Annotated in this window: 21 protein-coding genes and 1 pseudogene; 6 read left to right on the top strand and 16 right to left on the bottom strand. The window is 64.0% G+C overall.

Annotated features, from left to right (window positions below; all coding sequences use genetic code 11):
* Positions 1-23: 23 nt before the first annotated feature.
* On the top strand, positions 24-1,061 hold the full coding sequence (locus NKI95_RS14125) for an endonuclease/exonuclease/phosphatase family protein (RefSeq protein WP_352717430.1): 1,038 nt from the start codon (positions 24-26) through the stop codon (positions 1,059-1,061).
* Positions 1,062-1,091: 30 nt separating this feature from the next.
* Here NKI95_RS14125 and NKI95_RS14120 read toward each other — a convergent pair whose 3' ends face one another.
* The 3 genes from NKI95_RS14120 to NKI95_RS14110 all read right to left on the bottom strand — a co-directional run bounded on the left by NKI95_RS14120 (position 1,092) and on the right by NKI95_RS14110 (position 3,767).
* Positions 1,092-1,688 carry a DUF922 domain-containing protein gene (locus NKI95_RS14120; protein WP_352717428.1) on the bottom strand — a complete coding sequence of 199 codons (597 nt, stop codon included), beginning with the start codon at positions 1,686-1,688 and terminating at the stop codon, positions 1,092-1,094.
* A gap of 110 nt (positions 1,689-1,798) precedes the next feature.
* Positions 1,799-3,478 carry an electron transfer flavoprotein-ubiquinone oxidoreductase gene (locus NKI95_RS14115; RefSeq protein ID WP_352717426.1) on the bottom strand — a complete coding sequence of 560 codons (1,680 nt, stop codon included), beginning with the start codon at positions 3,476-3,478 and terminating at the stop codon, positions 1,799-1,801.
* Between the two features lie 106 nt (positions 3,479-3,584).
* Positions 3,585-3,767, bottom strand: coding sequence for a hypothetical protein (locus tag NKI95_RS14110; protein WP_352469009.1), 183 nt, complete (start codon positions 3,765-3,767; stop codon positions 3,585-3,587).
* Here NKI95_RS14110 and NKI95_RS14105 point away from each other — a divergent pair.
* The 3 genes and pseudogenes from NKI95_RS14105 (at position 3,718) to NKI95_RS14095 (ending at position 6,204) form a co-directional block, all read left to right on the top strand.
* Positions 3,718-4,362 (top strand): hypothetical protein, encoded by a 645-nt coding sequence (locus NKI95_RS14105; protein WP_352468994.1) that lies wholly within the window; start codon positions 3,718-3,720, stop codon positions 4,360-4,362. The genes NKI95_RS14110 and NKI95_RS14105 overlap by 50 nt on opposite strands.
* A gap of 37 nt (positions 4,363-4,399) precedes the next feature.
* Entirely contained in the window at positions 4,400-5,281 is an 882-nt protein-coding gene (locus NKI95_RS14100; protein ID WP_352717425.1) for a uracil-DNA glycosylase, read from the top strand.
* A gap of 105 nt (positions 5,282-5,386) precedes the next feature.
* Positions 5,387-6,204 (top strand): annotated as a pseudogene (locus NKI95_RS14095) (helix-turn-helix domain-containing protein).
* Here NKI95_RS14095 and NKI95_RS14090 read toward each other — a convergent pair.
* The gene (locus NKI95_RS14090; RefSeq protein WP_502909157.1) at positions 6,205-7,182 is read right to left on the bottom strand and encodes a DMT family transporter; all 978 of its coding nucleotides are present in this window, start codon (positions 7,180-7,182) and stop codon (positions 6,205-6,207) included.
* Positions 7,179-7,403, bottom strand: a complete 225-nt coding sequence (locus NKI95_RS14085; protein WP_352717683.1) for a hypothetical protein — start codon at positions 7,401-7,403, stop codon at positions 7,179-7,181. The genes NKI95_RS14090 and NKI95_RS14085 overlap by 4 nt, the downstream gene beginning before the upstream one ends.
* A 154-nt stretch (positions 7,404-7,557) precedes the next feature.
* Between NKI95_RS14085 and pepN the strand changes: the two genes are divergently transcribed.
* Together pepN and NKI95_RS14075 are read left to right on the top strand one after the other, a co-directional pair.
* Positions 7,558-10,203, top strand: a complete 2,646-nt coding sequence (pepN, locus tag NKI95_RS14080; RefSeq protein WP_352717423.1) for an aminopeptidase N — start codon at positions 7,558-7,560, stop codon at positions 10,201-10,203.
* Between the two features lie 222 nt (positions 10,204-10,425).
* The gene (locus tag NKI95_RS14075; RefSeq protein WP_352717421.1) at positions 10,426-12,753 is read left to right on the top strand and encodes a PAS domain-containing sensor histidine kinase; all 2,328 of its coding nucleotides are present in this window, start codon (positions 10,426-10,428) and stop codon (positions 12,751-12,753) included.
* 51 nt (positions 12,754-12,804) lie between these two features.
* On the opposite strand, the gene NKI95_RS14070 is transcribed toward NKI95_RS14075, so the two are convergent.
* The 11 genes from NKI95_RS14070 to NKI95_RS14020 form a co-directional block, all read right to left on the bottom strand.
* A complete protein-coding gene (locus tag NKI95_RS14070; protein WP_352717419.1) occupies positions 12,805-13,284 on the bottom strand; it encodes an EF-hand domain-containing protein in 480 nt (159 codons plus the stop codon).
* 146 nt (positions 13,285-13,430) lie between these two features.
* A complete protein-coding gene (locus NKI95_RS14065) occupies positions 13,431-16,397 on the bottom strand; it encodes a bifunctional [glutamine synthetase] adenylyltransferase/[glutamine synthetase]-adenylyl-L-tyrosine phosphorylase (RefSeq protein WP_352717417.1) in 2,967 nt (988 codons plus the stop codon).
* Entirely contained in the window at positions 16,397-17,866 is a 1,470-nt protein-coding gene (locus NKI95_RS14060) for a sensor histidine kinase (RefSeq protein ID WP_352717415.1), read from the bottom strand. Before NKI95_RS14060 ends, NKI95_RS14065 begins: the two co-directional genes overlap by 1 nt.
* 6 nt (positions 17,867-17,872) lie before the next feature.
* On the bottom strand, positions 17,873-18,547 hold the full coding sequence (locus tag NKI95_RS14055; protein WP_352717662.1) for a response regulator transcription factor: 675 nt from the start codon (positions 18,545-18,547) through the stop codon (positions 17,873-17,875).
* A 301-nt stretch (positions 18,548-18,848) separates the two neighbouring features.
* On the bottom strand, positions 18,849-20,405 hold the full coding sequence (locus tag NKI95_RS14050) for a Do family serine endopeptidase (protein ID WP_352717413.1): 1,557 nt from the start codon (positions 20,403-20,405) through the stop codon (positions 18,849-18,851).
* 116 nt (positions 20,406-20,521) lie between these two features.
* The gene (locus tag NKI95_RS14045; protein ID WP_352717411.1) at positions 20,522-20,986 is read right to left on the bottom strand and encodes a cytochrome c-type biogenesis protein; all 465 of its coding nucleotides are present in this window, start codon (positions 20,984-20,986) and stop codon (positions 20,522-20,524) included.
* Positions 20,983-22,971 (bottom strand): heme lyase CcmF/NrfE family subunit, encoded by a 1,989-nt coding sequence (locus NKI95_RS14040; protein WP_352717409.1) that lies wholly within the window; start codon positions 22,969-22,971, stop codon positions 20,983-20,985. Before NKI95_RS14040 ends, NKI95_RS14045 begins: the two co-directional genes overlap by 4 nt.
* A 14-nt stretch (positions 22,972-22,985) precedes the next feature.
* Positions 22,986-23,429: a cytochrome c maturation protein CcmE gene (gene ccmE / locus NKI95_RS14035; RefSeq protein ID WP_352717407.1), complete on the bottom strand. Its 444-nt coding sequence runs from the start codon at positions 23,427-23,429 to the stop codon at positions 22,986-22,988.
* 3 nt (positions 23,430-23,432) lie between these two features.
* A complete protein-coding gene (gene ccmI, locus NKI95_RS14030; RefSeq protein WP_352717406.1) occupies positions 23,433-24,569 on the bottom strand; it encodes a c-type cytochrome biogenesis protein CcmI in 1,137 nt (378 codons plus the stop codon).
* 224 nt (positions 24,570-24,793) lie between these two features.
* Complete coding sequence (locus NKI95_RS14025) at positions 24,794-25,228, bottom strand: RT0821/Lpp0805 family surface protein (protein ID WP_352690020.1); 435 nt, start codon at positions 25,226-25,228, stop codon at positions 24,794-24,796.
* 122 nt (positions 25,229-25,350) lie between these two features.
* The gene (locus tag NKI95_RS14020) at positions 25,351-26,763 is read right to left on the bottom strand and encodes an ATP-binding protein (protein WP_352717660.1); all 1,413 of its coding nucleotides are present in this window, start codon (positions 26,761-26,763) and stop codon (positions 25,351-25,353) included.

The following is a 26,763-nucleotide window of genomic DNA, read 5'->3' as shown; positions in this document are numbered from 1 at the left end:
CATTTCTGCCGATAGACAAAGCGATGGCACGTGTTCAGGACATGACGGTTGCGCTGGCATTCGTCGCAATGCTTGCACTCTCGGCCGCGCTGGTGGCCGGGTTCTTCGGATCGCTGCATCCGGCCCTCGATTCCTTTGCTCATTTCCGCGTCCATTTTTCCGTGCTGATGGCGCTTTGCGCGCTGCCGCTGCTCGCCACCTCGTTTCGCCTGCAGGCGGCGGCCGCATTGCTGTTTGCGGTAGCCTCCTTTGCCACCACGTCGAATGCCTTGCCGCTTTCGCGGCTATGGCAGGTGCAGGCGGCCTACGAAGCCAAACCCGGTGACGAGCCAGTCTACCGCCTGCTGCAGATGAACCTCAGGTTCAACAATCCAACGCCTGAGAAGGTGCTGTCGCTGATCGGCCGGACCCAGCCTGATGTGATCACCCTCGACGAGGTGTCCGAGATGTGGAAGGCAAAGCTTGGACTGCTGTCCGGCGCCTATCCCCACCGGATCCTCTGCCCATATCCCAATGGCGTGTTCGGCGTTGCGCTGCTGTCCAGACGACCGTTTGCCATAGGCACGGAGCCGCACTGCGACAGCCGCGGCGCGATGGCGATCGCCACGGTCGATTTCGGCGGAACCGACGTCGATGTCGCCGCCATCCACCTCACTTGGCCATGGCCGCACAACCAATCACGGCAGATTGGAGGGTTGTCTGACGAAATCGCCTCGCTTGGCGAGACGTCGATCCTGGCGGGCGACTGCAACGCAGCACCATGGAGCGCCGCCGTCCGGCGCGTCGCATCGCTTGGCAAGCTGACTGTAATGCCGTCGGTCGGGCCGACCTGGCTCTACAGAAGGCTGCCGGATTTCCTGCGCTTCGCCGGACTGCCGATCGACCAGGTTTTCAGCAAGGGCGCTATCATCATCCGTTCGGCGTCGAAGCTGGAAGACACCGGCTCAGACCATCTGCCGGTGCTGGTGGAGTTTTCGCTACGGTCGGATGAACAAAAGCCGCTCGACGAGCACCAGACGGCGACCGCGCTTGCGGCGCTGCCTGGCGGGACGCGAAGCTGAAAATCCGCAGTCCTATCTCGACCTGGCTTATTACTGGCCCACGAAAGCGCGGATGAGGTGCTCGACAGGGCCGCCGTCGCGATGCTCGTGCGCATCGAAGGCGATCTGCTTTGCCTCGTATTCGGCATAGATGGCATTGATCCGGCGCTTCGCCTCGCGACGTGCCTCGAAACAGTGCGGGTCATCACCGACTGTCAGCCCCCGAACCGACTTTTCGGTGGCCCGCATCATCTGTCTGGCGATGCGGCCATGGGTCTCTTCATGGGCGCGGACGCCAGCGAAGAACCGCTTCCAGCGCTTCTGCAGCGCAGGCGACGTGGCTGAGACTAGTCGGGGATAGGTATAGAAGAGATTGAGCGTCCCGTTGGCCCGGCGCAGGCGGCAGACGCCGTTTTCCCGATGGGCGTCGAAGGTCCAATCATCGACGCTGTAGCCGGTCTGCGCGATGGCGTGGGTCATGAAGCCGTGCTTCGGCCCCCGGCGATCCATGGCCTCGATCAGTGCCGCGCCGGTGGTTCCGGCAATGTTGTAAGTTCGTGTCTTGACCAATACTTTAGTGTCGGCCAAGGCTGAAGGGGTGCACAACGCCCCGATCGCCACAACGCTCGTCAGAACTGCCAGACGCATTTTCCTTCCTCCCTGTCGTCACAGAAAGGAAACACAGGCAGGCGGTCTATTCAACAATCCTACGGTTGCGCTGCTCCTCATCTTGTTTGGTCCGGAGCAAACCTTGTGACTTACATGTTCTGGTAGACCGGGCCCTCGCCGCCCTGTGGCGGCACCCAATTTATGTTCTGGTTCGGGTCCTTGATATCGCAAGTCTTGCAGTGCACGCAGTTCTGCGCGTTGATGACGAAGCGCACATCCTTGGCGGCAGGATCGGCGGCGGCATTGCCGTCCTTGTCGACCCATTCGTAGACGCTGGCCGGGCAGTAACGCGTCGAAGGCCCGGCATAGACGTCATGCTCGGAGCGCTTCTGCAGGTCCATGTCGGCGACGAGCAGATGCACCGGTTCGTTTTCCTCGTGGTTGGTGTTGGACAGGAACACCGACGACAGCCGGTCGAAGGTCAGCACCCCGTCCGGCTTCGGGTAGGCGATCTTCTGGTGCGCGGCGGCCGGTTCCAGCGTGGCGTAGTCGGCCCTGCCGTGCTTCATCGTGCCGAAGGGCGAGAAGCCGAACAGCGTGTTCAGCCACATGTCGAGGCCGCCAAGGCCGACGCCGACAATGGTCCCGAAGCGCGACCATAGCGGCTTGACGTTGCGCACTTTCTTCAGGTCCTTGCCGATATCGGTGGCGCGCCAGGCGGCCTCGTAGGAGGCCAGCTCGTCATTGGCGCGGCCGGCGGCTATCGCATCACAGACATGCTCGGCCGCCAGCATTCCGGAGAGCACGGCATTGTGCGAGCCCTTGATGCGCGGCACATTGACGAAGCCGGCCGCGCAGCCGATCAGCGCACCGCCGGGGAAGGACAGTTTCGGCACCGACTGCCAGCCGCCTTCGGTGATGGCGCGGGCACCATAGCCCAGCCGCTTGGCACCCTCGAAGGTGCCGCGGATCGCCGGGTGGGTCTTGAAGCGCTGGAACTCGTCGAAGGGCGACAGATAGGGGTTCTTGTAGTTCAGGTGAACGACGAAGCCGACTGCCACCTGGTTGTCCTCGAGATGGTAGAGGAAGGAGCCGCCGCCGGTCTTCATATCGAGCGGCCAGCCAAAGGAATGCTGGACAAGGCCCGGCCGGTGGTTTTCCGGTTTGACCTGCCAGAGTTCCTTGAGGCCGATGCCGTATTTTCCGGGCTCGCGGCCGTCGGAAAGGCGGTATTTGGCGATCAGCTGTTTGGCGAGCGAGCCACGCGCGCCCTCACCGATCAAGACATATTTGCCCATCAGCGCCATGCCCGGCGCAAAGCCCGGACCGTGCGTGCCGTCCTTCTCGACGCCCATGTCGCCGGTAACGACGCCGGTGACCGCACCGGCCTCGTTGTAGAGCAGGCCGACCGCGGCGAAGCCCGGATAGATCTCGACGCCCAGCGCTTCGGCCTTTGTCGCCAGCCAGCGGCAGACATTGCCGAGCGAGACGACATAGTTGCCGTGATTGTTCATCAGCGGCGGCATCAGGATATTGGGCAGACGGAACGAACCGGCGGGGCCGAGAACCAGGAAATGGTCGTCGGTGACCGGTGTCCTGAAGGGATGACCCTCCTCTTCGCGCCAGCCGGGCAGCAGCCGGTCGATGCCGATCGGATCGACGACGGCGCCGGACAGGATGTGCGCGCCGACTTCGCCGCCCTTTTCCAGCACGACGACGGAAAGCTCGGGATTGACCTGCTTGAGACGGATCGCGGCGGCAAGGCCGGCCGGGCCGGCGCCGACGATGACCACGTCGAATTCCATGCTTTCGCGTTCGATATCGCTCATCGACTCCTCACTGGCTCGCTAGTCCCGGCATCTTGCTGGCTCACGCGCTGCATAGCGCATCAAATAGCGACGGGAAACCGGCGCGGACGTGACAATACCGATTTCGTCAAAAAGTCACGTCCTGCCGCACAGATTCGCCTTGGCGAGCATCAATCTTCAATCCTATTCCGTTTGCAGAGATATGTCGCACCGATGTTTTTAATTGTTCGACGGCTTGCTTATCGGCCATACTTCCCGCCATGCGCATATTCGGGCCGGCTGGCTTTTCATCGACGCGCTTTTTTTTCACGCCCGGCCGGATTTGCCGTGCGGCGCTCTTGGCGCTTCTGCCGCTGCCGGCCCTCGATGCGCGTGCCGAGCAGCAACTGGTCTGGGCGACCGGCGCCTATTCCTTTTCCGACGAGCGGGGCGGCTTCCGCATCACCGGGGCTTCCGGCATCGGCACGAAGGAGGATCCGCTGGTCATCACCGAAGAGCTGAATTCAGCGACCCCGGTAACGCTGGCCATTCGCACGACCAAGCCGATCCAGCCGTTCGGCAAGGCGGGAGACTTCGCCAACGGTCTGATGTATATGCGCATCGACGTGCTCAACAATAGCGGCCAGGCCTGGGTCGAGTTCCAGTTCGAACTCCAGGAGATCCTCGACCAGCCGAGCGTGTTCGGCGACGGGCTGTCGTTCGACCAGCGCAACAAAACCCCCGAAAATATCTGGTCGAGCAGCTACGCCGATTTCGACCGCAATTTCGAACCCTATGACCGCCTGCTGTTCAAGAACGGCAAGATCGACCCGCTGAAGACCGCCAGCTTCTATTTCCTGATTACCGACTACACGCCGCGCTGGACGTTCTATCTGGTGCAGGATCCGCGCATACCGTCGAGCTGAACTTGCAAATTCAAGCTCCGCGGCCGAATGTGAAACCATGACTGCCGCCCCCCACAATAGCCGAGCCGATCTCGCCGAGTTGCTGGCCTTCTACGCCAGCGCCGGCGTCGACGAGGCACTTGAAGAACAGCCGGTAAACAGGTTTGCAGAAGCCAGGCCACCGGAGCGGGTGCCTGCGGCGGCCGCTATGCCGGCCGGTGAAAATGCGGCGCCACAACGCTCGACGAGCGTGTCGCGCGCCGAGATGGGCGAGAGACCCAATACGGCACCGGCAGTGCGAACGTCCCCGGTCATGTCAACGGTGCCCGACGAGGCGCAAGCGGCATTGGCGCGGCAACTGGCGAGATCGGCGGCAAGCCTCGACGAGCTTCGCCAGCACATGGCGGCATTCGACGGCTGCAATCTCAAACTCACCGCCAAGAACCTGGTGTTCGCCGACGGCAATCCGACTGCCGCGGTGATGCTGGTTGGCGAAGCGCCGGGGCGCGACGAGGACATAGAGGGCCTGCCCTTCGTCGGCCGTTCCGGCCGGCTGCTCGACCGCATGCTGGCCGCGATCGGTCTTGATCGGACATCTGTCTATATCGCCAATGTCATTCCCTGGCGGCCGCCGGGCAACCGCACGCCGACGCCGCACGAGACCGAGATCTGCCGGCCGTTCATCGAGCGGCAGATCGAACTGGTCAATCCGAAGGTGCTGGTCAATCTCGGCGGCCCGTCGGCAAAGACCCTGCTCAACACCTCCGAAGGCATATTGCGGCTGCGCGGCAACTGGCGCGTCCACACGACCCCGTCCGGCGTCGCCATTCCCGCCATGCCGACCCTGCATCCGGCCTATTTGTTGAGAACGCCGGCGCACAAGAAGCTGGCATGGCGGGATTTCCTCGAAGTGAGGGCGAAGTTGCGGGCGCTTGGGTAAGATTGCCGAGCGCGTCTTCCGTTCTCCCCTTGCGAGGAAGGAAGGGCGGCATCATGACCTCGCAGGTAATTGAAATGCGCCCACTGCCGGCCTAGTCATCTCGTCATGACAGCAGCCCAGATTTCCGCCGGCAGTCTCATTCGAGAATGGCGTACACGCCGGCGCATGAGCCAGCTCGACCTTGCTATGGAGGCCGAGATCTCGCAGCGGCATTTGAGTTTCGTGGAAAGCGGCCGCGCCGCACCCTCGCGTGATATGGTGCTGCATCTGGCGGAGCAGCTTTCGGTCCCGCTCAGGCAGCGCAACCAGCTGCTGCTGGCCGCCGGCTTTGCCCCGAGCTTCAGCGAACGACCACTTGACGATGCCTCGATGGCACCGGCGATGGCGGCGGTCGAGACCGTGCTCAAGGCGCACGAGCCTTCCCGGCGCTTGCCGTGGACCGGCATTGGAACCTGGTGTCGGCGAACGCCGCCATCGGCCCGTTCCTCGCCAATGTCGCCGATGCCTCCCTGCTGAAGCCGCCGGTCAACGTGTTGCGGCTCAGCCTGCATCCCGGCGGCATCGCACCGCGCATCGTCAACCTTGCGGAATGGCGGACGCATCTTCTGGAGCGGCTGAAGCGGCAGAACGACGCTACCGCCGATCCGGTTCTGGTCGAGCTCGAGCGCGAGCTTCGGGCCTGTCCGTCCGGCCTTAAAGGCAGCCGGCCGGCGCCGGTCGAACCGAACGCGATTGTCCATCCGCTCCAGCTTGCCCATGGCGACGCGGTGCTGTCGTTCATCAGCACCATCACCGTGTTCGGCACGCCGCTCGACGTGACGCTGTCGGAGCTGGCGATCGAATCTTTTTTCCCCGCCGACGAGCAGACGCGGTCGGTGCTGATGCGGCTGGCGAAAGAGCGGACCGACGCAGCGAAGGGCTGATCACCCTTCCGGCGCGACGGCCTTGCGGGTGCGGGTGCGTTCGAGACCCAGCTGGCGCTCGCGCCAGATGATGAAAATCCCCGCCGCAACCACGATCATGCCGCCGACCAGCATGTTGATCGTGGCGACGTCGCCAAAGACCAGATAGCCGACGACGACGCCGAGGATCATCGAAGTGTATTCGAAAGGTGCCACGACGGAAGCCTCGGCATGGCGATAGGCCGAGGTCATCAGGATCTGGCCAAGCCCGCCGCAAAAACCCGCGGCAATCAGAAGCCCCGCCTGTGCTGGCGTCAGCGCCTGCCAGCCAAACGGCAGCGAAAGCAGCGCCATGACGCTCGCAGTTACCGAAAACCACAGCACGATGGTCGCCGTCCGCTCGCTCTGGACGAGGTTGCGAACCAGGAGCATAGCGATGGCCGAGATCGCCGCGGCTATGAGGGCGGCGATGACGCCGAGCACCTCCTGATCGCCAAGGGCAGCGCCCGAACTGAGCAGCGTCAGTTCCGGCCACGAGATGATCAGCACCCCGACCAGGCCGACGGCAACCGCACTCCAGCGATAGATGCGGATGGCTTCGCCGAGGAAGATCGAACTGAACACCACGACCAGCAGCGGCTGCGCGTAGTTCAGCGTGATCGCCTCCGGCAGCGGCAGCCGCGTCAGCGCGAAGAAGCCGAGCCCCATGGCACAGACACCGACGACGCCGCGCGCAATGTGGTTGAGCGGGCGCTTCGTCGAAAAGGCCGTTCCGAGTTTTCCCTGGAAGGCGAGGAAGGCGATGATCGGAAAGATGGCAAAGAAGGAGCGGAAGAAGACGATCTGGCCCGCCGGCACGATGCCTGCCGCCTTGATGCAGGACGACATGCCGACGAAGACCGCCACCGATACGATCTTGAGCACGATCCCGGTCAGCGTGCTGTGTTCGCCGGCGTGGTCGCCGGCAGCAAGCACTGGCAAGTCCGGTTCGGCTGTCACGCCCCTTTTGCTTCCTCGATCGCCGCCCAGATGCGCGCCGGCGTTGCCGGCATGTCGATATGCCTGATGCCGTAGGCGCGGTAGAGCGCGTCGGTCACCGCATTGAACGCGGCATGCGTCGACCCGATCGTACCCGCCTTCCCGGCGCCTTTGAGGAAGGCCTGATCCTCCCGACGCAACACAGAGGCGCTCATCCCGAATTTCGGCGTGACGACGGTCATGGAAGCCTCGCGATGATGCTTGGGAAATGATCGCCTGAAATAGACGTCGCTGCAGTTTTGTCGAGGGAGCGTTTCGTGTAAAGAGCGCAGACTTCAAATTATTTGGACCAGCGGACCCGCCCGCCGCTCCCGGATCGACAGGAAAAATCAAGGAATGCGCACAGATACCGGCCAGGTCTTCAAGCTCGAAGACTACCGCCCCAGTGATTATCTCATTCCGGAAACCAGCCTGACTTTCCGCCTTTCGCCTGAAGCAGCACATGTCACCGCCGTGCTGACGGTCGAACGTCGCGACAGGATTGCGGCGTTGGTGCCACTGGTGCTGGATGGCGACGGGCTGACGCTCCGCAGCATCGCCATCGACGGCCACGAACCGAGCCCTGCGGATTTTCTCGCCACGCCCGATCAACTGACAATCATCAGCCCCCCTGCGGCAAGGCGCTTCCAGCTGAGAATTGAAACCGTGTTGGCGCCGGCGCAGAACGAAGCGCTGATGGGCCTCTATCGCTCCAGCGACGTCTATTGCACGCAGTGCGAGGCCGAAGGCTTTCGCCGCATCACTTATTTCCTCGACCGTCCCGACATCCTGTCGGTTTATACGGTGCGCATTGAAGCTCAGCGCCGTGAGGCGCCGCTGCTTTTGTCCAACGGCAACCCGGTCGACGGCGGCGAGCTTGCCGCCGGCTGGCACTATGCGGTCTGGCATGACCCGTTCCCCAAGCCGTCCTATTTGTTTGCGCTGGTGGCGGGCGACCTCGGCAAGATCTCGGACAGTTTCGTTACCCTGTCTGGTCGCAAGGTCGAGCTCGGAATCTATGTCGAACCGGGCAAAGAGAGGCTCGCCGGCTACGCCATGGACGCTTTGAAACGGTCGATGAAATGGGACGAGGAGGCGTTCGGCCGCGAATACGACCTCGACGTCTTCAACATCGTCGCCGTGTCCGACTTCAATATGGGCGCGATGGAGAACAAGGGTCTTAACATCTTCAACGACAAGTATGTGCTGGCCGACCAGGAAACTGCGACCGACGCCGATTTCGCCAATATCGAAGCCATCATTGCCCATGAGTATTTCCACAATTGGACAGGCAACAGAATCACTTGCCGCGACTGGTTCCAGCTTTGCCTGAAGGAAGGGCTGACGGTTTTTCGCGACCACGAATTCTCGGCCGATCAGCGCTCGCGCGCCGTCAAGCGCATCGCCGAGGTGCGTACGCTGCGCGCCCATCAGTTTCCCGAGGACCAGGGGCCGCTTGCGCATCCGGTCCGGCCTCGCCGCTACCGCGAGATCAACAATTTCTATACGGCGACGGTCTACGAAAAGGGCTCGGAAGTCGTGCGCATGATCCATACCATCCTCGGCGCCGAGACGTTCCGCGCCGGCATGAACCTCTATTTCGAGCGTCACGACGGCCAGGCGGCGACGATCGAAGACTTCATCAAAGTGTTCGAAGACGTCTCAGGTCGCGAGCTGTCGCAGTTTTCGCTGTGGTATCATCAGGCCGGTACGCCGAACCTGACCGTCAGTTCGGCGTATAATCCGGCAGCGCGCGAATTCACGCTCGAAATCGAGCAGTCAGTGCCGCCAACGCCGTCGGAAAGCCGCAAGCGGCTGATGCACATCCCGCTTGCCTTCGGCCTGGTTGGCGCCGCCGGAGAGGCGATAGCCCATAGCGGCGTCGAAGGGGCGAACGTCGAGGATGGTGTCATCCATATCCGCAAACGCCGCCATGTCGTCAGGTTTTCCGGGATTGCCGAGCGTCCGGCCATGTCGCTCAACCGTGGCTTTTCGGCGCCGGTGACGCTTTCGGTCGAGCAGCGGCCCGACGACCAGTTTTTTCTGGCTGGCCACGACAGCGACGCCTTCTCGCGCTGGCAGGCGTTCAACACGCTTTTGACCGATGCGCTGATTGCAGCCTTCCGTCAGGTCCTGGACCGCAGGCGACCCGAGTTCAGCGCCCGGCTGACCGAGCTTGCCGGCAAGATAGCCGGCGACGAAGCGCTGGAACCGGCCTATCGGGCACTGGCGCTGGCGCTGCCCGGCGAGGCCGATATCGCCCGCGACATCGGCAAGAACATCGACCCCGACGCCATATTCACGGCGCGCGAGGCGCTGGCGGTTGCGATCGCTGAGGCCAACAGCGAGATATTCTCCAAACTTTACGATCGGCTCACCGACAATGGTCCGTTCAGCCCGGATGCTGCCAGTGCCGGGCGGCGGGCGCTGCGCAATGTCCTGCTGGATTATCTCTCCTTGTTGCCGGGCGGTGCGGAACTCGCTGCCCGGCACTTCCAATCGGCGACCAACATGACGGATCGGGCCGCGGCATTGACCGTGCTTGCGCACCGTCACCACGGCTCACCTGAGGCGACCAAGGCGCTGGCCGATTTCGAGGCGAAATATGCAACCGATCCGCTGGTCATGGACAAATGGTTCCAGATCCAGGCCAGCGTGCCCGGCCCGCAAACCGTCGACGCGGTGCGCGCCTTGACCAGCCATCCGGCGTTCTCGATGGCCAACCCGAACCGGGTACGCGCGCTCATCGGCACGTTCTGCAGTGCCAACCAGACCGGCTTCCATAGCGCCGACGGCGAGGGCTACCGGCTTTTCGTCGAAACGGTGCTGCAGGTCGAAAAACGCAACCCGCAGGTGGCCGCCAGGCTGGCGACGGCGCTCAGGTCGTGGCGCTCGCTCGAACCGGTGCGGCAGGCCAAGGCAAGGGAGGCGTTGCTTTCGATCGCCAATACCGAGAAGCTGTCGGCCGATTTGCGAGACATCGTCGAGCGCACCCTGGCGTAAGCGACCTCCCCTTCTCCCCTTGTCGTGGGAGAAGGGAAGACCATCCTCCCCTTGTCGTGGGAGAAGGGAAGACCATCCGAAAACCCATTATTTTAGTCGATTTTTAATCTTTTTTCGCCGCGCCTCTGGACAAGGCGAATCACCTTTGATTCTTTAGTGACGATTCGGAAGTGCGGCGTTGCCGGATCGTCAAGCGGGACAGAAAATCGGGGAGTGCCATTTATGGCGAAGGCGGACGCGTGGGGCGCGCCCGGTGGGACGGCGTTTGAGCGTCGCGAGGCGCGAAGCGACGGTCTCGCAGGCAATACGCGGCTCATCGCCGAACCTGCCTACCGACGGCTGCTGGCAGCCGAGCCGCTGTTGCGGCGATCGATACCGGCCCTCATCATCATCTTTCTGTTGATCATCGCCGTGCTGCGCTTTCTGTCGCTGATGAACGAGCGCGACGAGATCGAGCGCGACGCCAAGGCGATCCTTGCGCTGGCCGCCGGCCAACTGGCCAGTTCGATCGCTGCCGACGCGACGGTGGTTTCCGCGCCCGGCGCAATCCAGGACCTGTTGGAGAGCACCGGTCGTCAGGGCGCGATGGGGCGAAGCCACGTACTGGCGATCACCGACAGCGCTTTCAAGATTATTGCCGTATCGCCGCAGTCGATGCGCTGGGAGGGGCGATCGCTCGATGGAGTCGTCCAGGGCGGGCAGCCGCTGTTCATGTTCGGCAACCGCGCCGGGGTGATGGAGGTCAGCATCAGCGGACAGGACTGGTACGCGGCAGTGAGCCTGGCGAATGGCCGAAGGGGTGCCGCGGCAGCGTTTGTGCCGCAGGAGGCAGTCTTTGACGCCTGGCGCAAGACGGTCTCGCTCAACGTCACGCTGTTCGTGCTGACGGCCGGCGTGCTGATCATCATCCTCTACGCCTATTTCGGCCAGGCGGCGCGCGCCCAGACCGCCGACCGCATCTATCTCGAAGCCCACCAGCGCATCGACATGGCGCTGGTACGCGGCCGCTGCGGTCTGTGGGATTGGGACATGGTGCGCGGCAAGATGTACTGGTCGCGCTCGATGTACGACATGCTGGGCTACGAGCCTTGCGACACGATGCTGTCGTTCGGCGAAGTCGACGAAATCATTCATCCCGAGGACGGCGATTTGTTCGAACTCGCCAGCAGGATCGTCGCACGCGAGATCGACCATATCGACCAGGTGTTCCGGATGCGCCATGCCGACGGGCAATGGGTTTGGATGCGCGCAAGAGCACAGGTTATCGATCCGGAAGCACCGGAGATCCAGCTGATCGGCATCGCCGTCGACGTCACCGAGCAGCGGCACCTGGCGCTGCGCTCCGAAGCGGCGGACCTGCGCCTGAGGACGGCCATCGAAAACATCAACGAATCCTTCGTCTTGTGGGATTCGTCCGAGCGTCTGATCATGTGCAATTCCAAATACCAGCAGGACAACGGCCTGTCGGATCGCGACGTGATGCCGGGCGCCCCACGCGCCGTGCTGGAAGAACGCATGCTGGCCTTCGCCTCGGAGCGGCGGCTTGCCAATACCAATGGACCGCAGGGGGGCGTGACCTTCGAGCGCCAGCTTGCCGATGGCCGTTGGCTGCAGGTGAACGAGTTAAGGACAAGGGACGGCGGCATCGTCTCGGTCGGCTCCGACATCACCCAGATCAAGCTGCACCAGGAGAAGCTGGTCGACAGCGAGCGCCGGCTGATGGCGACAATCCACGACCTCAGCCTTGCCCGCCGCGCGGAAGAGGAACGGGCTCGTGAGCTCGTCGAGCTCAATCGCAAATACATGAAGGAAACCGAGCGGGCCGAAGCGGCAAACCGGGCCAAATCCGAATTCCTGGCGAACATGTCGCACGAGTTGCGCACCCCGCTCAACGCGATCATCGGCTTCTCGGAACTGATGGAACGGCGACTGTTCGGGCCGCTGGGTTCGCCGCGTTACGAAGAGTATGCCACCGACATCAACGGCAGCGGCAAATATCTTCTCGGCGTCATCAACGACATCCTCGACATGTCGAAGATCGAGGCCGGCCAGTTCGCGCTGGATCAGGAAGAAATCGATCTCTGCCCGCTTATCAGGGAGACGGTTCGCGTCGTTTCTCTGCAGGCGGCGGAAAAGTCGATCACCGTCGAAACCCGCATCGCCGATTCGCTGACGCTGTTCGCCGACCGCAGGGCGATCAAGCAGATCCTCATCAACCTTCTATCCAATGCGGTGAAGTTCACCGGGCAAGGCGGCCACATCTCGGTCAGAGCCCGCAGCATTTCCAGCGCGCTGATCCTGACGATCGAGGACAATGGCTGCGGCATCCCGAAGGCGGCGCTGAGCAAGCTCGGGCGGCCATTCGAACAGGTGCAAAACCAGTTCTCCAAGAGCCATGCCGGCTCCGGCCTCGGACTCGCCATCTCGCGCTCGCTGGCCGAGCTTCAGGGTGGCGCGTTGAAGATCCGCTCGACCGAAAGCGTCGGCACGATCGTCTCGGCACGCATCCCGATCAAGAAAGCCGCGCAGGCGGTCAGGGCGGCTGCCTGAACGACAAAATAAGTCTCCGGCGGCTCGCGCCGCCGGAGCGGTTATCAATTCTCACTGCATGCCGTCAGCGCCATCATTGCCCTCGCCGTCCCATTGGCTGTGACGGCCGGGACCCTTCGGCAGTTCGTTCTTCTCGATCTTACCGTCATTGTCACGGTCGAGCATGGCGAAGACCTTCTTCTGACGGCTGGCGATGTCGTCGGCGGTCAGCGTGCCGTCGCCCTTGGTGTCGTAACGGGCGATGATGCGCCTGGCCATCTGCTCGAAGCGCGCCTTCTCCAGTGCGTCGGCGAGCTGTGCCACGGTCAGCTTGCCGCCATTGTCGGCGACCATCTTCTTCAGCTGCGCGTTCATGGCGTCGGAGAACTGGTCGAAGGTGATAGTGCCGTCATTGTCCTTCATGACCTTGCCGAGTCGCATCATCATGCCGTCGCGCGGCGCGGCGCCGGAGTGCTCGTCTGCATAGGCTGCGGTGCCGACGGCGCCGGCCAGGGCTGCGAAAACGAGTGCAAGTCTGGTTGTCTTTCTCATGGTCTTCTCCTGTTGCATCGTCACCCCCGATGCTAGAGCGGCGGACCTTCAATCCCCCGCTCTATCTCTTTGATTGAACATCGGAACCTCCCAAAAACAGGTCGCAATGTTGGGTCCGATGCTCTCGCCCGTACGGCTGGTTGCCGTCACGGTTGTTTCGCACGAAGCAGAAGGTCGAAATCCTTTCTGACCTTCTGCGACGTCTCCTTGAGATGCGCTTCAAGCACCCCGAAATCCGGCAGGTCGGTGACCGCCAGAAGCAGATCCGAAAGCCCTGGCGGAACGTCGTCGCGTTCGAACGCGCCGGTGAGGCAAAGCCGTATCATCTGGGTCAGCGCCAGATAGAGCGAATAGGCATCCACCAGTTCCTGCCTGACCTGGGCGCTGGCGAAATCCGGCGCCAGGCGCGACAGGACCTCAGCCGTGCCGGTGGCCCTGCGGCCTGCCTCGATCTTTCCCGTGATCAGAGCAACCTGGGCAATGAATTCGAGATCGATGAGGCCGCCCGGGATCAGCTTGATGTCCCAGGGATCGCGCGGCGGCTTCTCCTTGTCGACCATGGCGCGCATCTCGGATGCCTCGGCCATCACCTTGGCTGGATCGCGCGGCAGAGCGAGCACTGCGGCAACCTCTCCCTCGACCTCGCGGCAGAGCTCGGCATCGCCGCCGATCGTGCGGGCGCGCGCCAGCGCCATGTGCTCCCATGTCCAGGCGTCCTGGCGCTGATACTTCTTGAAGGCGTCGACATGCGTGGCCACCGGCCCCTTGTTGCCGGACGGCCGCAGGCGAAGGTCGAGCTCGTAGAGCACGCCCTCGGCGGTCGGCGCGGAAACGGCGGCGATCAGCCGCTGCGTCAGCCGGCTGTAGTAATGCGACGGGGCAAGCGGCTTGTCGCCGTCGGACTCCTCCGCATCGGCGTCGTGATCGTAGAGCAGGATGAGGTCGACGTCGGAGCCCGCCGTCAGTTCGCGGCTGCCGAGCTTGCCCATGCCGAGCAGCGCGACCCGGCCGCCGGCAATATAGCCATGACGCAAAGCGAATTCCGCCATCACCGCCTGCAATGCCGCCTCGATGGTCAGATCGGCGAGATCGGAAAAAGCGCGGCCGGCGCGCGGCGGGTCGATCGACCCGGCAAGCAGCCTGACGCCGATCAGGAATTTTTGCTCCGAAGCAAAGATGCGCAGCCGGTCGAGCACGTCTTCATAGGCTCTGTCGCCTTCGAGGAAGGCGGCAAGGCGCGCCGACAGATAGGCGCGGTTTGGCAGTTCGCTCAGCAGCGCCGGATCGAGCAGCCCATCGAAGACATGCGGCCGGCGCGTGATGATGGCGGCCAGCCGCGGTGCCGCGCCCATGATAGTCGCCATCAGCTTCAGCAAAGCCGGATTCGACTGCAGCAGCGAAAACAGCTGGATGCCGGCAGGCAGGCCGGCAAGGAATTCGTCGAAGCGGATCACTGCCTCGTCCGCCCGCCGCGTCTGGCCGAAGGCTTGCAGCAGCGCCGGCGTCAGTTCGGTCAGCCGCTCGCGCGCCTCCGCCGACCGGGTGACGCGGTAACGGCCGAAGTGCCAGCCGCGGATAACCCGGCAGATGTCGCTCGGCCGCTGGAAGCCGAGCCGCTGCAAGGTCTGCAGGGTATCGGGATCGTCGACGTCGCCGGTAAAGACCAGATTGCCGATGCCGGCCGAAAGCTCCGGCGCGGTTTCGAACAGCGCCGCGTAGTGGCGCTCGACCTGGTGCAGCGCCGCGCGGAACGTTTCGGCAAAGCCTGCCGCATCGGCAAAGCCCAGCATGCGGGCGACGCGCTCCAGCCCCTCTTCGTCCTCCGGCAGGATGTGCGTCTGCTGGTCAGCAACCATCTGGATGGCGTGTTCGACGCGGCGCAGGAACCAGTATTGCCTGGTGAGCGTATCGCGCGCGTCGGCGGTGATCCAGCCGCGCGCGGAGAGTTCGCCGAGCATCAGCACGGTCTCGCGGCCGCGCAGTTCGGGAAAGCGGCCGCCGGCGATGAGCTGCTGGGTCTGGACGAAGAACTCGATCTCGCGGATGCCGCCGCGGCCGAGCTTGACGTTATGGCCCTTAACCGCGACCTCGCCATGGCCCTTGTGGGCGTGGATCTGGCGCTTGATCGAATGGACGTCAGCAATCGCCGCATAGTCCATGTATTTGCGCCAGATATAGGGCTGCAGCTCCTTTAGGAACACGGCGCCGGCGGCAACATCGCCGGCCACCGGGCGCGCCTTGATCATGGCGGCGCGCTCCCAGTTCTGGCCGCGCGCCTCATAGTAGCGCAGCGCCGCCTCGACCGGGATCGCAAGCGGCGTCGAGCCGGGGTCGGGACGAAGTCTGAGATCGGTGCGGAAGACGTAACCGTGCTCGGTGCGGTCCTGGAGAATGCGGACCAGCCGGCGGGTCAGGCGCGAAAACAGCTCTGTGGCGTCGAGCGAATCAACGACGGCTGGCGCATCGGGGTCGAAGAAGACGACGAGGTCGATGTCGGAGGAAAAGTTCAACTCATGCGCGCCGAGCTTGCCCATGCCGAGCAGGATCCAGCCCGAGCGTCGCGCCGGATTTTTGGCATCCGGCAATCGGAGCTTGCCTTGCTCATGCGCGTCGCGGAGCAGGAAATCGACGGCCGCACGCGCGCAGGCGTCGGCAAGGTCGCTCAGTCGCCTCACCGTCAACGAGGTCTCGGCCTCGCCGGCGAGATCGGCCAAGGCGATAAGGAAATGCGCCTCCGCCTTGCATTGGCGCAGCTCCATCATCAGGCTGCTTTCGGAGACGGCCTCAGCGCGAGCTGCCTTGTCGACCGCGGCGCCGATCGATGACAGCCGCGCCTCGGCCGTCCCGTCGAAAAGCGCATCGAGTATCCGCGGCCGGCGGCGCGCGGTATCGCGCAGGAACGGCGATAGGTCGAACACGGCGGCGAGGAAATCCTGGACGACCCCCTTGCCGGCCAGAAATTTCGCCAGTCGCGGCAGTTCTTTTTGCCGCGCGGCGTCGGCGATCTCCGACAATTCCTGCCTGGCGCGGCTTGCATCCAGCGGAACGAGCTTTACCGCCGGCTTCAACAGCCAGTCCGTTTCGAGGCGTCGCACTGCCATCCTCGCCACCATCAGCGATCCTCCCGCCCGGGAAAACTCATGACGACCGACAATCCGGGATTGCCGGGCAGAAGCTCAAGCCGTCCATTGTGGAACGTCATGATCGCCTTGGCGAGGCTCAAGCCAAGGCCGGAACCCGGCTGCGAGCGGCTCTTTTCCAGCCGCACGAAACGCTCGGTCACCCTGGCGCGGTCGACATCGTCGGGAATACCCTGGCCGTTGTCGGAAACGGCGAGCCTGATCTCGCCACCGACACGCTCCAGCGTCACGCGAACCGAAGGCCTGGACGTCGAGTCGGTCGAATATTTGATCGCGTTGTCGACGATGTTGGACAGCGCCTGGCCGATCAGCTCGCGATTGCCGTTGACCGCGAAGGCACCTTGCACCGAGGTTTCGAGCGTCACGCCCGCCTCCTCCGCTACCGGCTCGTAGAGTTCGACGACGTCGTGCACGGCAGCGGCCAGGTCGACCCTGGTGGTGCTTTCGGAGGAATAGCCGGCCTCCAGCCGCGAGATCATCAGGATGGCGTTGAAGGTCTTTATCAGCTGATCGGATTCGGCGATCGTTCCTTCCAGCGCCTGCCGGTAGTCGCTGGTATTGTGCTTGCCGGAAAGCGTCGCCTCGGCGCGATTGCGCAGCCTGGTCAGCGGCGTCTTCAGGTCGTGGGCGATGTTGTCGGAGACCTGCTTCAGGCCCTCGTTGAGCCTGGCGATCCGGGCCAGCATGGAATTGAGGTTTTCCGATAGCCGGTCGAACTCGTCGCCGGCGCCGGTGACCGGCAGCCGGCCGGAAAGATCGCCACCCATGATGCGGCGGCTCGCCTCCGACACGCTGTCGATGCGCTTCAGCGCCGCGCGCCCGACGAAGAACCAGATCAGCAGCCCGCCGACGCCCATCATGCCGAGCGCCAGCATCAAGGCGCGGCGAATGACGGCGCGGAAGCGCTCCGGCTCGCCGAGGTCGCGGCCGACCAGCATGATCATCTGGTTGGGCAGGCGCAGCACCAGGGCAATGGCGTTATGGCCCTTCTCGCCTTCGGCCTGTACTTCGCTCTGGGCGGGCTCGTTCGGGTCGGAGACCGGGTTGCGCTGCCGCTCGAGCTCGCCCTCGCCGAAGCGGCGGTAGGAGAACGGTTCGGTGGTCCAGCCCTCGGCCTCGATCACGCCCGGCTCCAGGCTCTGCACGTTGCCGGTCAGGATCTGGCCGTTGGCATCGGCGATCAGATAGAGATTGGCGCCGGGCTGGCGGGAGCGCTGCTCGACGACGCGGACCAGCACCGGCAGGCCGCCGCGCTGATAGGCGCGAGCAAGTCCGAGCACCTCGTCGTTGATCGTCTCCTGCGTCTGGGCGGTCAGCATGCGCGCCGACAGCGAGGTCATGTACAAGACCAGCAACACCGCGCACAGCGCAAAAAGCAGAAGATAAAGCGCCGAAAGCCGCGCTGCCGTCGTCTTCATGATGGCCGGCACGGAAAGAGCCATGGGGTTCTAGCCGCTTTTCAGCATATAGCCGGCGCCGCGAACTGTGTGCAGGATCGACTTGTCGAAGCCCTTCTCGATCTTGCCCCGCAGCCGCGAGATATGAACGTCGATGACGTTGGTCTGCGGATCGAAATGGTAGTCCCAGACATTCTCGAGCAGCATGGTGCGCGTCACCACCTGGCCGGCATGGCGCATCAAATATTCGAGCAGGCGGAACTCGCGCGGCTGCAGTGTTATCTCGCGCCCGGCGCGCCGCACCGAATGCGACAGCCGGTCGAGTTCGAGATCACCGACGCGGTAGACAGTTTCGGCCTCTCTGGCGCTGGCGCGGCGGTTCAGCACCTCGACGCGGGCGAGCAGTTCGGAAAAGGCGTAGGGTTTGGTCAGATAGTCGTCGCCGCCGGCGCGCAGACCGGTGACCCGGTCGTCGACTTCGCCCAGCGCCGACAGGATCAGCACGGGCGTCGTATTGCCTCTGGACCTGAGCCCGGCAATGACGGACAGGCCGTCGCGGCGCGGCATCATGCGGTCGACGACCATGACGTCATAGTCGCCGGAATCGGCGAGCGCGAAGCCGGTTTCGCCGTCGCCGGCGACATGGGCGGTATGGCCGGCCTCGGCGAACGCTTTCTGCAGGTAGTCGGCCGCCTCGCGATCGTCTTCTATGACGAGAATCTTCATAGAACCGTTATACGCGATTTCGCTGGAAGATTGAGCGGCCGGCATATGCATCGTGGCCTTCTCCATGGCGTATCGCGAACAAAGTGATTCAGGGATACGCGGTAAGTCTTTGTTTTAGCATGTCGTCGCCTAAAACCGCTTCACGCTTTGAGCGGCATGTTCGAGCGGCAGCGGGCGATGGGAAGCCCGCTGCCGCTGGGGCGGAACACGATGACTGACTAACGTATTCAGGCCCCGTGCTTTCCCGTGCGGCGGCTCGGGGGTGTTGAAAACCGCCGCACCGGAAAAGTCGAACCGGTCGTCAGCCCTTGGCGACAGGCAGCGCGACGAAGCGGTTGCTGTCGTCGCGGGTGATCTGCATCAGCACCGCCTTGCGGCCGGACTTCACCGCGTCGGCCATCGCCTTGTCGACGTCGCCGGTGCCGGTCACTTCCGTCGAATTGACGGAGGTGATGACGTCACCGGGCTGGATGCCGCGATCGGCGGCATCGCTGTCGGGGTCGACGTCGGTCACCACAAGGCCCTTGCCATTGTCGGACTTGGTGACGGTCAGGCCGAGATCGGCAAGCGTGTCGGTCTTCGGCGCGGGGGCAGGCTGCTGGTCGGCCGAGGCCTGCTTGTCGCTTGACGGCAACTTGCCGAGATCGACCTTGACCGCCTCGCTCTTGCCGTTGCGCCACACCGTGACATCGACCGATTTGCCGGGCGGGTATGCGCCGATCAGACGGGCGAGTTCCTTCGGCGAAGCAACGTCCTTGCCGTCCACCTGGGTGATCACGTCACCGGCGGTGATGCCGGCCTTTTTGCCGGGACCGTTGTCCTGCGCGCTGGCAACGAGCGCGCCCTTGCCGGACGCAAGGCCAAGCGACTCGGCGATTTCGGGCGTGACCGGCTGGATTTCGACGCCGAGCCAGCCGCGCTGGACTGTACCGTTCTTCATCAGATCCTGCACGACCTGCTTGGCGGTCGAAGCGGGAATGTCGAAGGCAATGCCGACGCTGCCGCCCGACGGCGAGAAGATCGCGGTGTTGATGCCGACGACCTGGCCGTTGAGGTTGAAGGTCGGGCCGCCCGAATTGCCGCGGTTCACCGAGGCATCGATCTGGATGAAGTCGTCATAGGGGCCGGCGCCGATATCGCGGCCGCGGGCCGAAACGATGCCTGCGGTAACCGTGCCGCCGAGGCCGAACGGATTGCCGACAGCCACCACCCAGTCGCCGACGCGAACCTTGGAATCATCGGCGAAGTCGACATAGGTGAACTTGTTGCCGTCATCGACCTTGAGCACGGCAAGATCGGTGCGCGGATCGGTGCCGATCAGCTTGGCGTCGAGTTCCTTGCCGTCATTGGTCACCACGGTGAAGGCGGTGCCTTCCTCGACGACATGGTTGTTGGTGACGAGATAGCCGTCATCGGAGATGAAGAAGCCGGACCCTTGCGCCACCGGCCGCGGCTGGTCGTTGTTGCGGTCACGATGTCCAAAACGGCGCATTCCGTTCGGGCCCTGATCGCCGCCTTGATCGCCAAAGCCGCGGAATTCGCGGAAGAAACGTTTCAGCTGCGGGTTGTCGGGAAGATTGCCTAAGCCGTCCTCGTCGTCCATCTGGCCGGAACCGTCATCGGCCGTCGACTGGATCTTGGCCTTGACGCGCACGCTGACGACCGCCGGCGAAACGCGCTCGACCACATCGGCGAAGCTCGGGACCTGCGGTGCCTCGACACGCACGGCGTCGGCCAGAACCGGGGCTGTCCCGGTTGCAACAGCGCCAAAGCCGATCGCGCCGGCAATGGCCAGGGATGCGGCTGCGGCCATCAGGCGTTTACGGGTGCGAAGATATGAATTGGGGGCAACATTCATGGTTCTTGTATCCTCTTTTCAAGGGACGCCCCTTGATTGGCATCCTCGACAAAGGAAATAGAGAGCCGCACATTACCGCGCCATTTCCGGTACATGAAACTTTCGTAATGTATCGATCAATCGCGGCGGAGTATCGCGTCCAGCGCCGCCTTCTCGTCCGCGGTCAGGGCATTGGTTGCCGTCGAGCGGCGCGAGCGGGCGGCCAGCAGGATGAATGTCCCGCCAACGAGCAGCAGAAGGACTGGCGTTCCCCAGAGCAAGACATTGCGCAGATTGAAGCGTGGCTTCAGCAGCACAAATTCGCCGTAGCGTGAAACGACATAGTCCATCACCTGCCGGTCGGTGTCGCCGGCGACGAGGCGCTGGCGCACAAGGAGGCGCAGGTCACGGGCAAGATCGGCATCGGACTCGTCGATCGACTGGTTCTGGCAGACCATGCAGCGCAGGCCTTCCGACAAAGCACGCGCCCGCGCCTCGAGTGCCGGGTCGGCCAGCACCTCGTCGGGCTTGACCGCCTGCGCGGCGCCGGCGAACAACAGCGCCAGCAGCAGGACCAGTGAGGCCAGTGTGACCCTTCTCATGGCGGGCTCGCCGATGGCACGGCGGCCGCAGCCTTGCGGCGCGACGGCGCGCCGACGCGCAGGCGGCGGTCGAGCAGCGACATCGCCGCACCCGCCATCATCACCAGTCCGCCGCCCCAGATCAGCGTCACCAGCGGCTTCCACCACAGACGAACGACGACGGAGCCATCGCTGCCCTCGTCGCCAAGCGAGAGATAGAGCTGGCTGAAGCCGATCGTCCTGATGCCGGATTCGGTCGTGGTCATCTGGCGCACCGGATATGAGCGCTTGGCCGAGGTGATCTCGCCGGTGACGCTGCCGTCGGCGCCAAGCAGTGCGAAGCGGCCGCGATCCTCACTGTAGTTAGGCCCCTGGGCCGGGTACAGCCCCTCGAAGCGCAGCTTGTGGCCGGACAGTTCGACGGTCTCGCCGGCATGCATCGACAGGATTTTTTCGGTGCCGAAGCAAAGCGTGCCGACAATGCCGAGCGTCGTCAGGCCGAGACCGAGATGCGCAAGTGCTGTGCCGAAGACCGAGCGCGGCAGGCCGGCGAAGCGCCTGAGCATGGTGGCGGGCGCGACGGTCCCGAAGCCGGATTTGACGGCGAGATCGGTGAGAGCGCCGCAGATCAGCCAGAAGGCAAGGCCGACACCGAGTGCCGCCAACACCGAAGTGCCATCGATGAACAGGGCCGTCACCAGCACGGCGAGCAGCGCCGCCGCGAAAGCCGCCATCAGGCGCTGGGCGACCGCGAAAATGTCGCCGCGCTTCCAGGCGAGCAGCGGCCCGAACGGCACGACGACCAGCAGCGGCACCATCAGCGGGCCGAATGTCAGGTTGAAGAACGGCGAGCCGACCGAGATCTTGTCGGCAGACAGGGCTTCAACGACGAGCGGGTAGAGCGTGCCGACCAGCACGGTGGCAGTGGCGGTGGTCAGGAACAGATTGTTCAGGACCAGCGCGCCTTCGCGCGAGATCGGGTGAAACAGGCCGCCGGCCGTCAGCCGGGAGGCCCGCAAGGCAAACAGCGCCAGCGAGCCGCCGATGAACAGCGTCAGGATACAGAGGATGAAAACGCCACGCGTCGGATCGGTGGCGAATGCGTGCACCGAGGTCAGCACGCCGGAACGCACCAGGAAGGTGCCGAGCAGCGACAGCGAGAAGGTCAGGATCGCCAGAAGCAGCGTCCAGATCTTCAGCGCCGAGCGCTTTTCCATGACGATCGCCGAATGCAGCAGCGCCGTGCCCGCCAGCCACGGCATGAAGGATGCGTTCTCGACGGGATCCCAGAACCAGAAGCCGCCCCAGCCGAGCTCGTAGTAGGCCCAGTAGGAGCCCATGGCGATGCCGCCGGTGAGGAACATCCAGGCGACCAATGTCCACGGCCTTACCCAGCGCGCCCACGATGCGTCGATGCGGCCCTCGATGAGGGCAGCGACCGAGAAGGAAAAGCAGATCGAGAAACCGACATAGCCGAGATAGAGCAGCGGCGGATGGATGGCGAGGCCGAGGTCCTGCAGGATCGGGTTGAGATCGCGGCCCTCGATAGGCGCCGGATTGAGCCTGACGAACGGGTTCGACGTCGTCAGGATGAACAGGAAGAAAGTGGCGCCGATCGCTCCCTGCACGGCAAGCACATTGGCCCGGAGCGTCGCCGGAAGATTGCCGCCGAAGACGGCGACGAGCGCGCCGAAGAAGGTCAGGATCAGCACCCAGAGCAGCATCGAACCTTCGTGATTGCCCCAGGTTCCGGTGATCTTGTAGATCAGCGGCTGCAGCGAATGCGAGTTCTCCCAGACACTCTCAACCGAAAAATCGGAGCCTGCATAGGCGGTTGCCAGCGCCACGAAAGACAGCGCCGTCAAGGCAAAGCCAGTCAGCGCGGCGGGTGCGCCGACGGCCATCATCTTGTGGTTGCCGGTGCGCGCACCAAACAGCGGCACCATCGTCTGCACCAGGGCCAGCGCAAACGCCAGGACCAGGGCGAAATGTCCGGTTTCAACCATTGTCGCCACGCTCGCTAGTCACTCTTGCTCTCCTGCCATACGCCCTTGGCCTTGAGGCCGTCGGCCACTTCCTTGGGCATATAGGTCTCGTCATGCTTGGCCAGCACGCTGTCGGCGACAAAGACCCCGTCAGGGCCGAACGAGCCTTCGGTGATCACGCCCTGCCCTTCCCGGAAAAGGTCGGGAAGAATGCCGGTATAGGTAACCTTGACGTCCTTCTGGTTGTCGGTCACCGAAAAGGCGACGGTGGCGCCTTGGCTACGCTCTACTGTACCTTTTTCGACGAGTCCGCCGAGCCTGATGCGCTGGCCCGGCTGAAGGCTGGCGGCGGCCAGATCGGCCGGCATGTAGAAATAGGAGGCCTTCTGGCCAAGCGCATAGAAGGTCAGCCCGGTTGCAACACCGAGAAACGCCAGTCCTGCTACGATCACCGACAGTCGTTTCTGCTTGCGCGTCATCGTCTACTCCGTCGCCGTCACGCCGAGCGAGGCAGCAAAGGCGGTGAATTTCCTGGCCTGGTCGCTGTCCGCGCCAAAGACGGCGATACCGCGATTGAGCGCGTCACGCGCCTGATCTGTCTTGCCCAGCACGGCATAGGAACGAACGAGCTGCATCCACCCTTCCTCGTCGCGCGGATTTTGCCGAAGCTTTTCGTCGAGGCCGGCAACCATGGTGCTGATCATGGCTTGCCGGTCCTGCGGCGACATCGAGGAAGCAGCATCGATATCCTCGGCGCTCGGCCCTTTCGCAGGCGTTTCCGAAGCAACGCTGCGGGCGGCGGATTCGGCCAGCGCCTGCTCGACGGCACCGCGCCACGGCGAGCCCTGCGGCAAGGCGGCCAGCATCTTTTGCCAGGCCGCCGTGGCTTCAGCTAAGCGGCCCTCCTGTGCCATGCCCATGGCGAGATAGAACGAGGCCTTCGGGTTGGCCGGATCGAGCTTCAACGCCGCCTCGAACGCCGCCTGCGCATCGGCCGAAACGATGCCGCCGGCCGCATTGGCGATCGCCTCGCCAAGACCGGCCTGGCGGGCGGCGCTGTCGCCGTCGAGGCGGATGGCGTTGCGATAGGCGGTCACCGCATCGGCGTATCGCTGCATGCGCAGATAGACCGGCGCCAGCACGTCCCAGCCACGGCCATCGGATGGGTTGGCCGCCAGGTGCGCTTCGGCGCGGGCTATCAGCTCGTCGACCGAGCTGTCGGCGGGGTTCTTGGCCAGACGTTCGCTGAGCGGCTGCGACGGCAGGTCGGGTGAGCCGAGCTGGCCATAGAGGCCCCAGCTGACCAGCGGAACAACCAGCACGGCAGCCGTCGCCACCAGTCTTGTCGACCGCGACGGCTGCGTCGCCGTGTCGTCGGCCTGGCCGGCATCGCTCAGGCGAAGGATGCGGCGGGCGATTTCGGCGCGGGCCTCTTCGGCCTCCATTGGCTGGATCAGGCCACGCGCCATATCGCGGTCAAGCTCGGCCAGCTGGTCGCGATAGACTTCAAGGTCGTGATCACTAGCAGCGGACGCGTTCTTCGAGCCGCCGGTCAACGGCAGCAGCACCGCCAGGCTTGCGCCCAGCGTCAGGATTGCGGCTATGACCCAGAACAGCATGGCTCTTCCAATAGAACGAGACCCTTGCCCTGCCAACACAAGCGTGCTGCGACGCTTTGGCGGGACCGCTCCGATCGATAATGCATGTCGCGCAAAAGTGTGCAGCGGTTTTGCGATAGCGACCATGCATCAAAACAAGAATCTAAAGCGCGTCGCATGAGGCCGAGTCGAACGCGACGCGCTTTAGTGCCGGACCGGAATCGGCGGATCGACGGCCGGGCCAGCTACGTCAGCGGCGTCCAGCTGCCGTCGGCATTGCGGCAGGCGGTTCCGCGCGCGGTGGCGCCGGCGGTGCCGGTAAACACCGTATGGGTGTATTGCCGGCAGTCCTGCGAGCCGACGCGATAGGGCTGGGCGGCGACCACTTCGCCGCGATGGGCCGAACTGTCGCTCTTCCAAGCCACTTTCTGGCCGCTCGCCGTGTATTCAAGCGCCTTGTATTCCGCCTCGAGCGCGCTGCGCTTCTCGGTCTCGCTCAGGCCGGCGCCGATCGAGCCGCCGACGAGGCCGCCGCCCATGGCGGAAATGATCGTCGTCGCCACCTTGGCGCCGCTGGGAGGCGTGGCGGCCGGCGTCACCGTAACGGCCGGGCCCTTGCTGAGCGTCGTGCAACCGGAGACGGCGAGCAGGGCGGAAACGAGCGCGACGCGAATCTTCATGCCAATACCGGCTTTCTTGAGCTGGACCGCCGCGCTGTCAGCAGGCTGACGCGGCCATAATGTCGATGTTTGTCGGAAATTTGGCCGCGGCCGGCCACCTGGAAAAGCAATCTGGAAAAGCATTACTGAAGGCTCCGCAACCGAACCATCGCCTTCAATCCACCCATGACGGATCGTTCCAGCGCCAGAACGCCTCCATACTCGTTGACAAGGTCGGCGACAATGGCAAGTCCGAGCCCGCTGCCCGGTTTTGTCTCGTCGAGACGCCGTCCGCGCTGCAACACCTCGCGCGCCTTGTCGTCGGGAATGCCGCGGCCGTCATCCTCGATGCTAATCTCGAACAGACTGGCCGCACCTCCCTCGCCAGCAACGGGCTTGACGGAAACGGCGACCGCGCTCCTTGCCCATTTCATCGCATTGTCGAGCAGATTGCCGAGCAGCTCCTCCAAGTCCTCGCGTTCGCCGGCAAAGACGATGTCGGTGGCCGGCAGCGAGAGCGACAGCGCCGTCTGCGGGTTGAGCTTCTGCAGCACCCGCACCATGCGCTGGACCAGCGGCGCCACCGGCGTCCGGTAGACGACGCTGTCCCGCTGCGCGGCGACGCGGGCACGTTGCAGATAGTGATCCACCTGCTTTTGCATGGAAGCGGCCTGCTCGGCGATCAGCTGGCCTTTGGCGCCACCCAGCGCCCGCCCCTCGTTGAGCAGCACGGCAAGCGGCGTCTTCAGCGAGTGCGCCAGGTTGCCGACCTGCGTGCGCGACCGCTCGACGATACGCCTGTTGTTCTCGATCAGCGCATTGGTCTCGTTGGCGAGCGGCTCGATCTCGGCCGGGAAACGGCCGTCTAGGCGCTGCGCGGTTCCTTCGCGCACCATGGCAAGCGCATTCCTGACCCGGCGCAATGGCTGCAGGCCGAGCAGGATGGCAATCGCATTGATGGCGATCATGCCGACGCCGAACAGCGACAGATAGGTCAAAAGGCGCCGCTGGAAGGTGGCGATTTCCTGCTCGAGCTCGGTCTGGTTGCCCATGACGCGGAAGCGCGCGGCGCGGTTTTTCGCATCGAGGACGAACTCGCTCTCGAACACCTCCAGTTGTTCGCCTTCGATGCCGTCCGCTGAATAGCTGCGCTGGAAGCTGGCATTGAAGGGCACCTCGGCAACGCTTGGCGACGGGATCGCCTTGGTCATCGACGACGAATGGAGATCGCCGTGCACGCCTTCCGAGGCAGGCTCGACCGACCAGTACCAGCCGGAATTCGGCTCCGAGAACCTCAAATCGCCAAGGTCGGGGGCGCCGGTCAACTGGCCGCTTTCGGAAACGCCGACCGAGCCGATCAGGTTGAACAGATGCGCCGAAAGCAGGCTGTCGAAACCGCGCTCGCTGGCCTGGCGATAGAGCGTGGTGATCAAGGTGAAGATGACGACCAGAGTGAGGATCGCCCAGACCGTGGAAAAGGCGATGACGCGAAACGCCAGCGAACGCGGCCATGACCGCAGCGACGGCGTGTTCGAGACGGCGGGTTTTGTAGGCAG

It is taken from the genome of Mesorhizobium sp. M0306 (assembly GCF_040321655.1).
Lineage (GTDB): Bacteria > Pseudomonadota > Alphaproteobacteria > Rhizobiales > Rhizobiaceae > Mesorhizobium.
The sequence above is the reverse complement of the archived record's forward strand: the minus strand, read 5'-3'. Positions and strand labels throughout refer to the sequence as shown.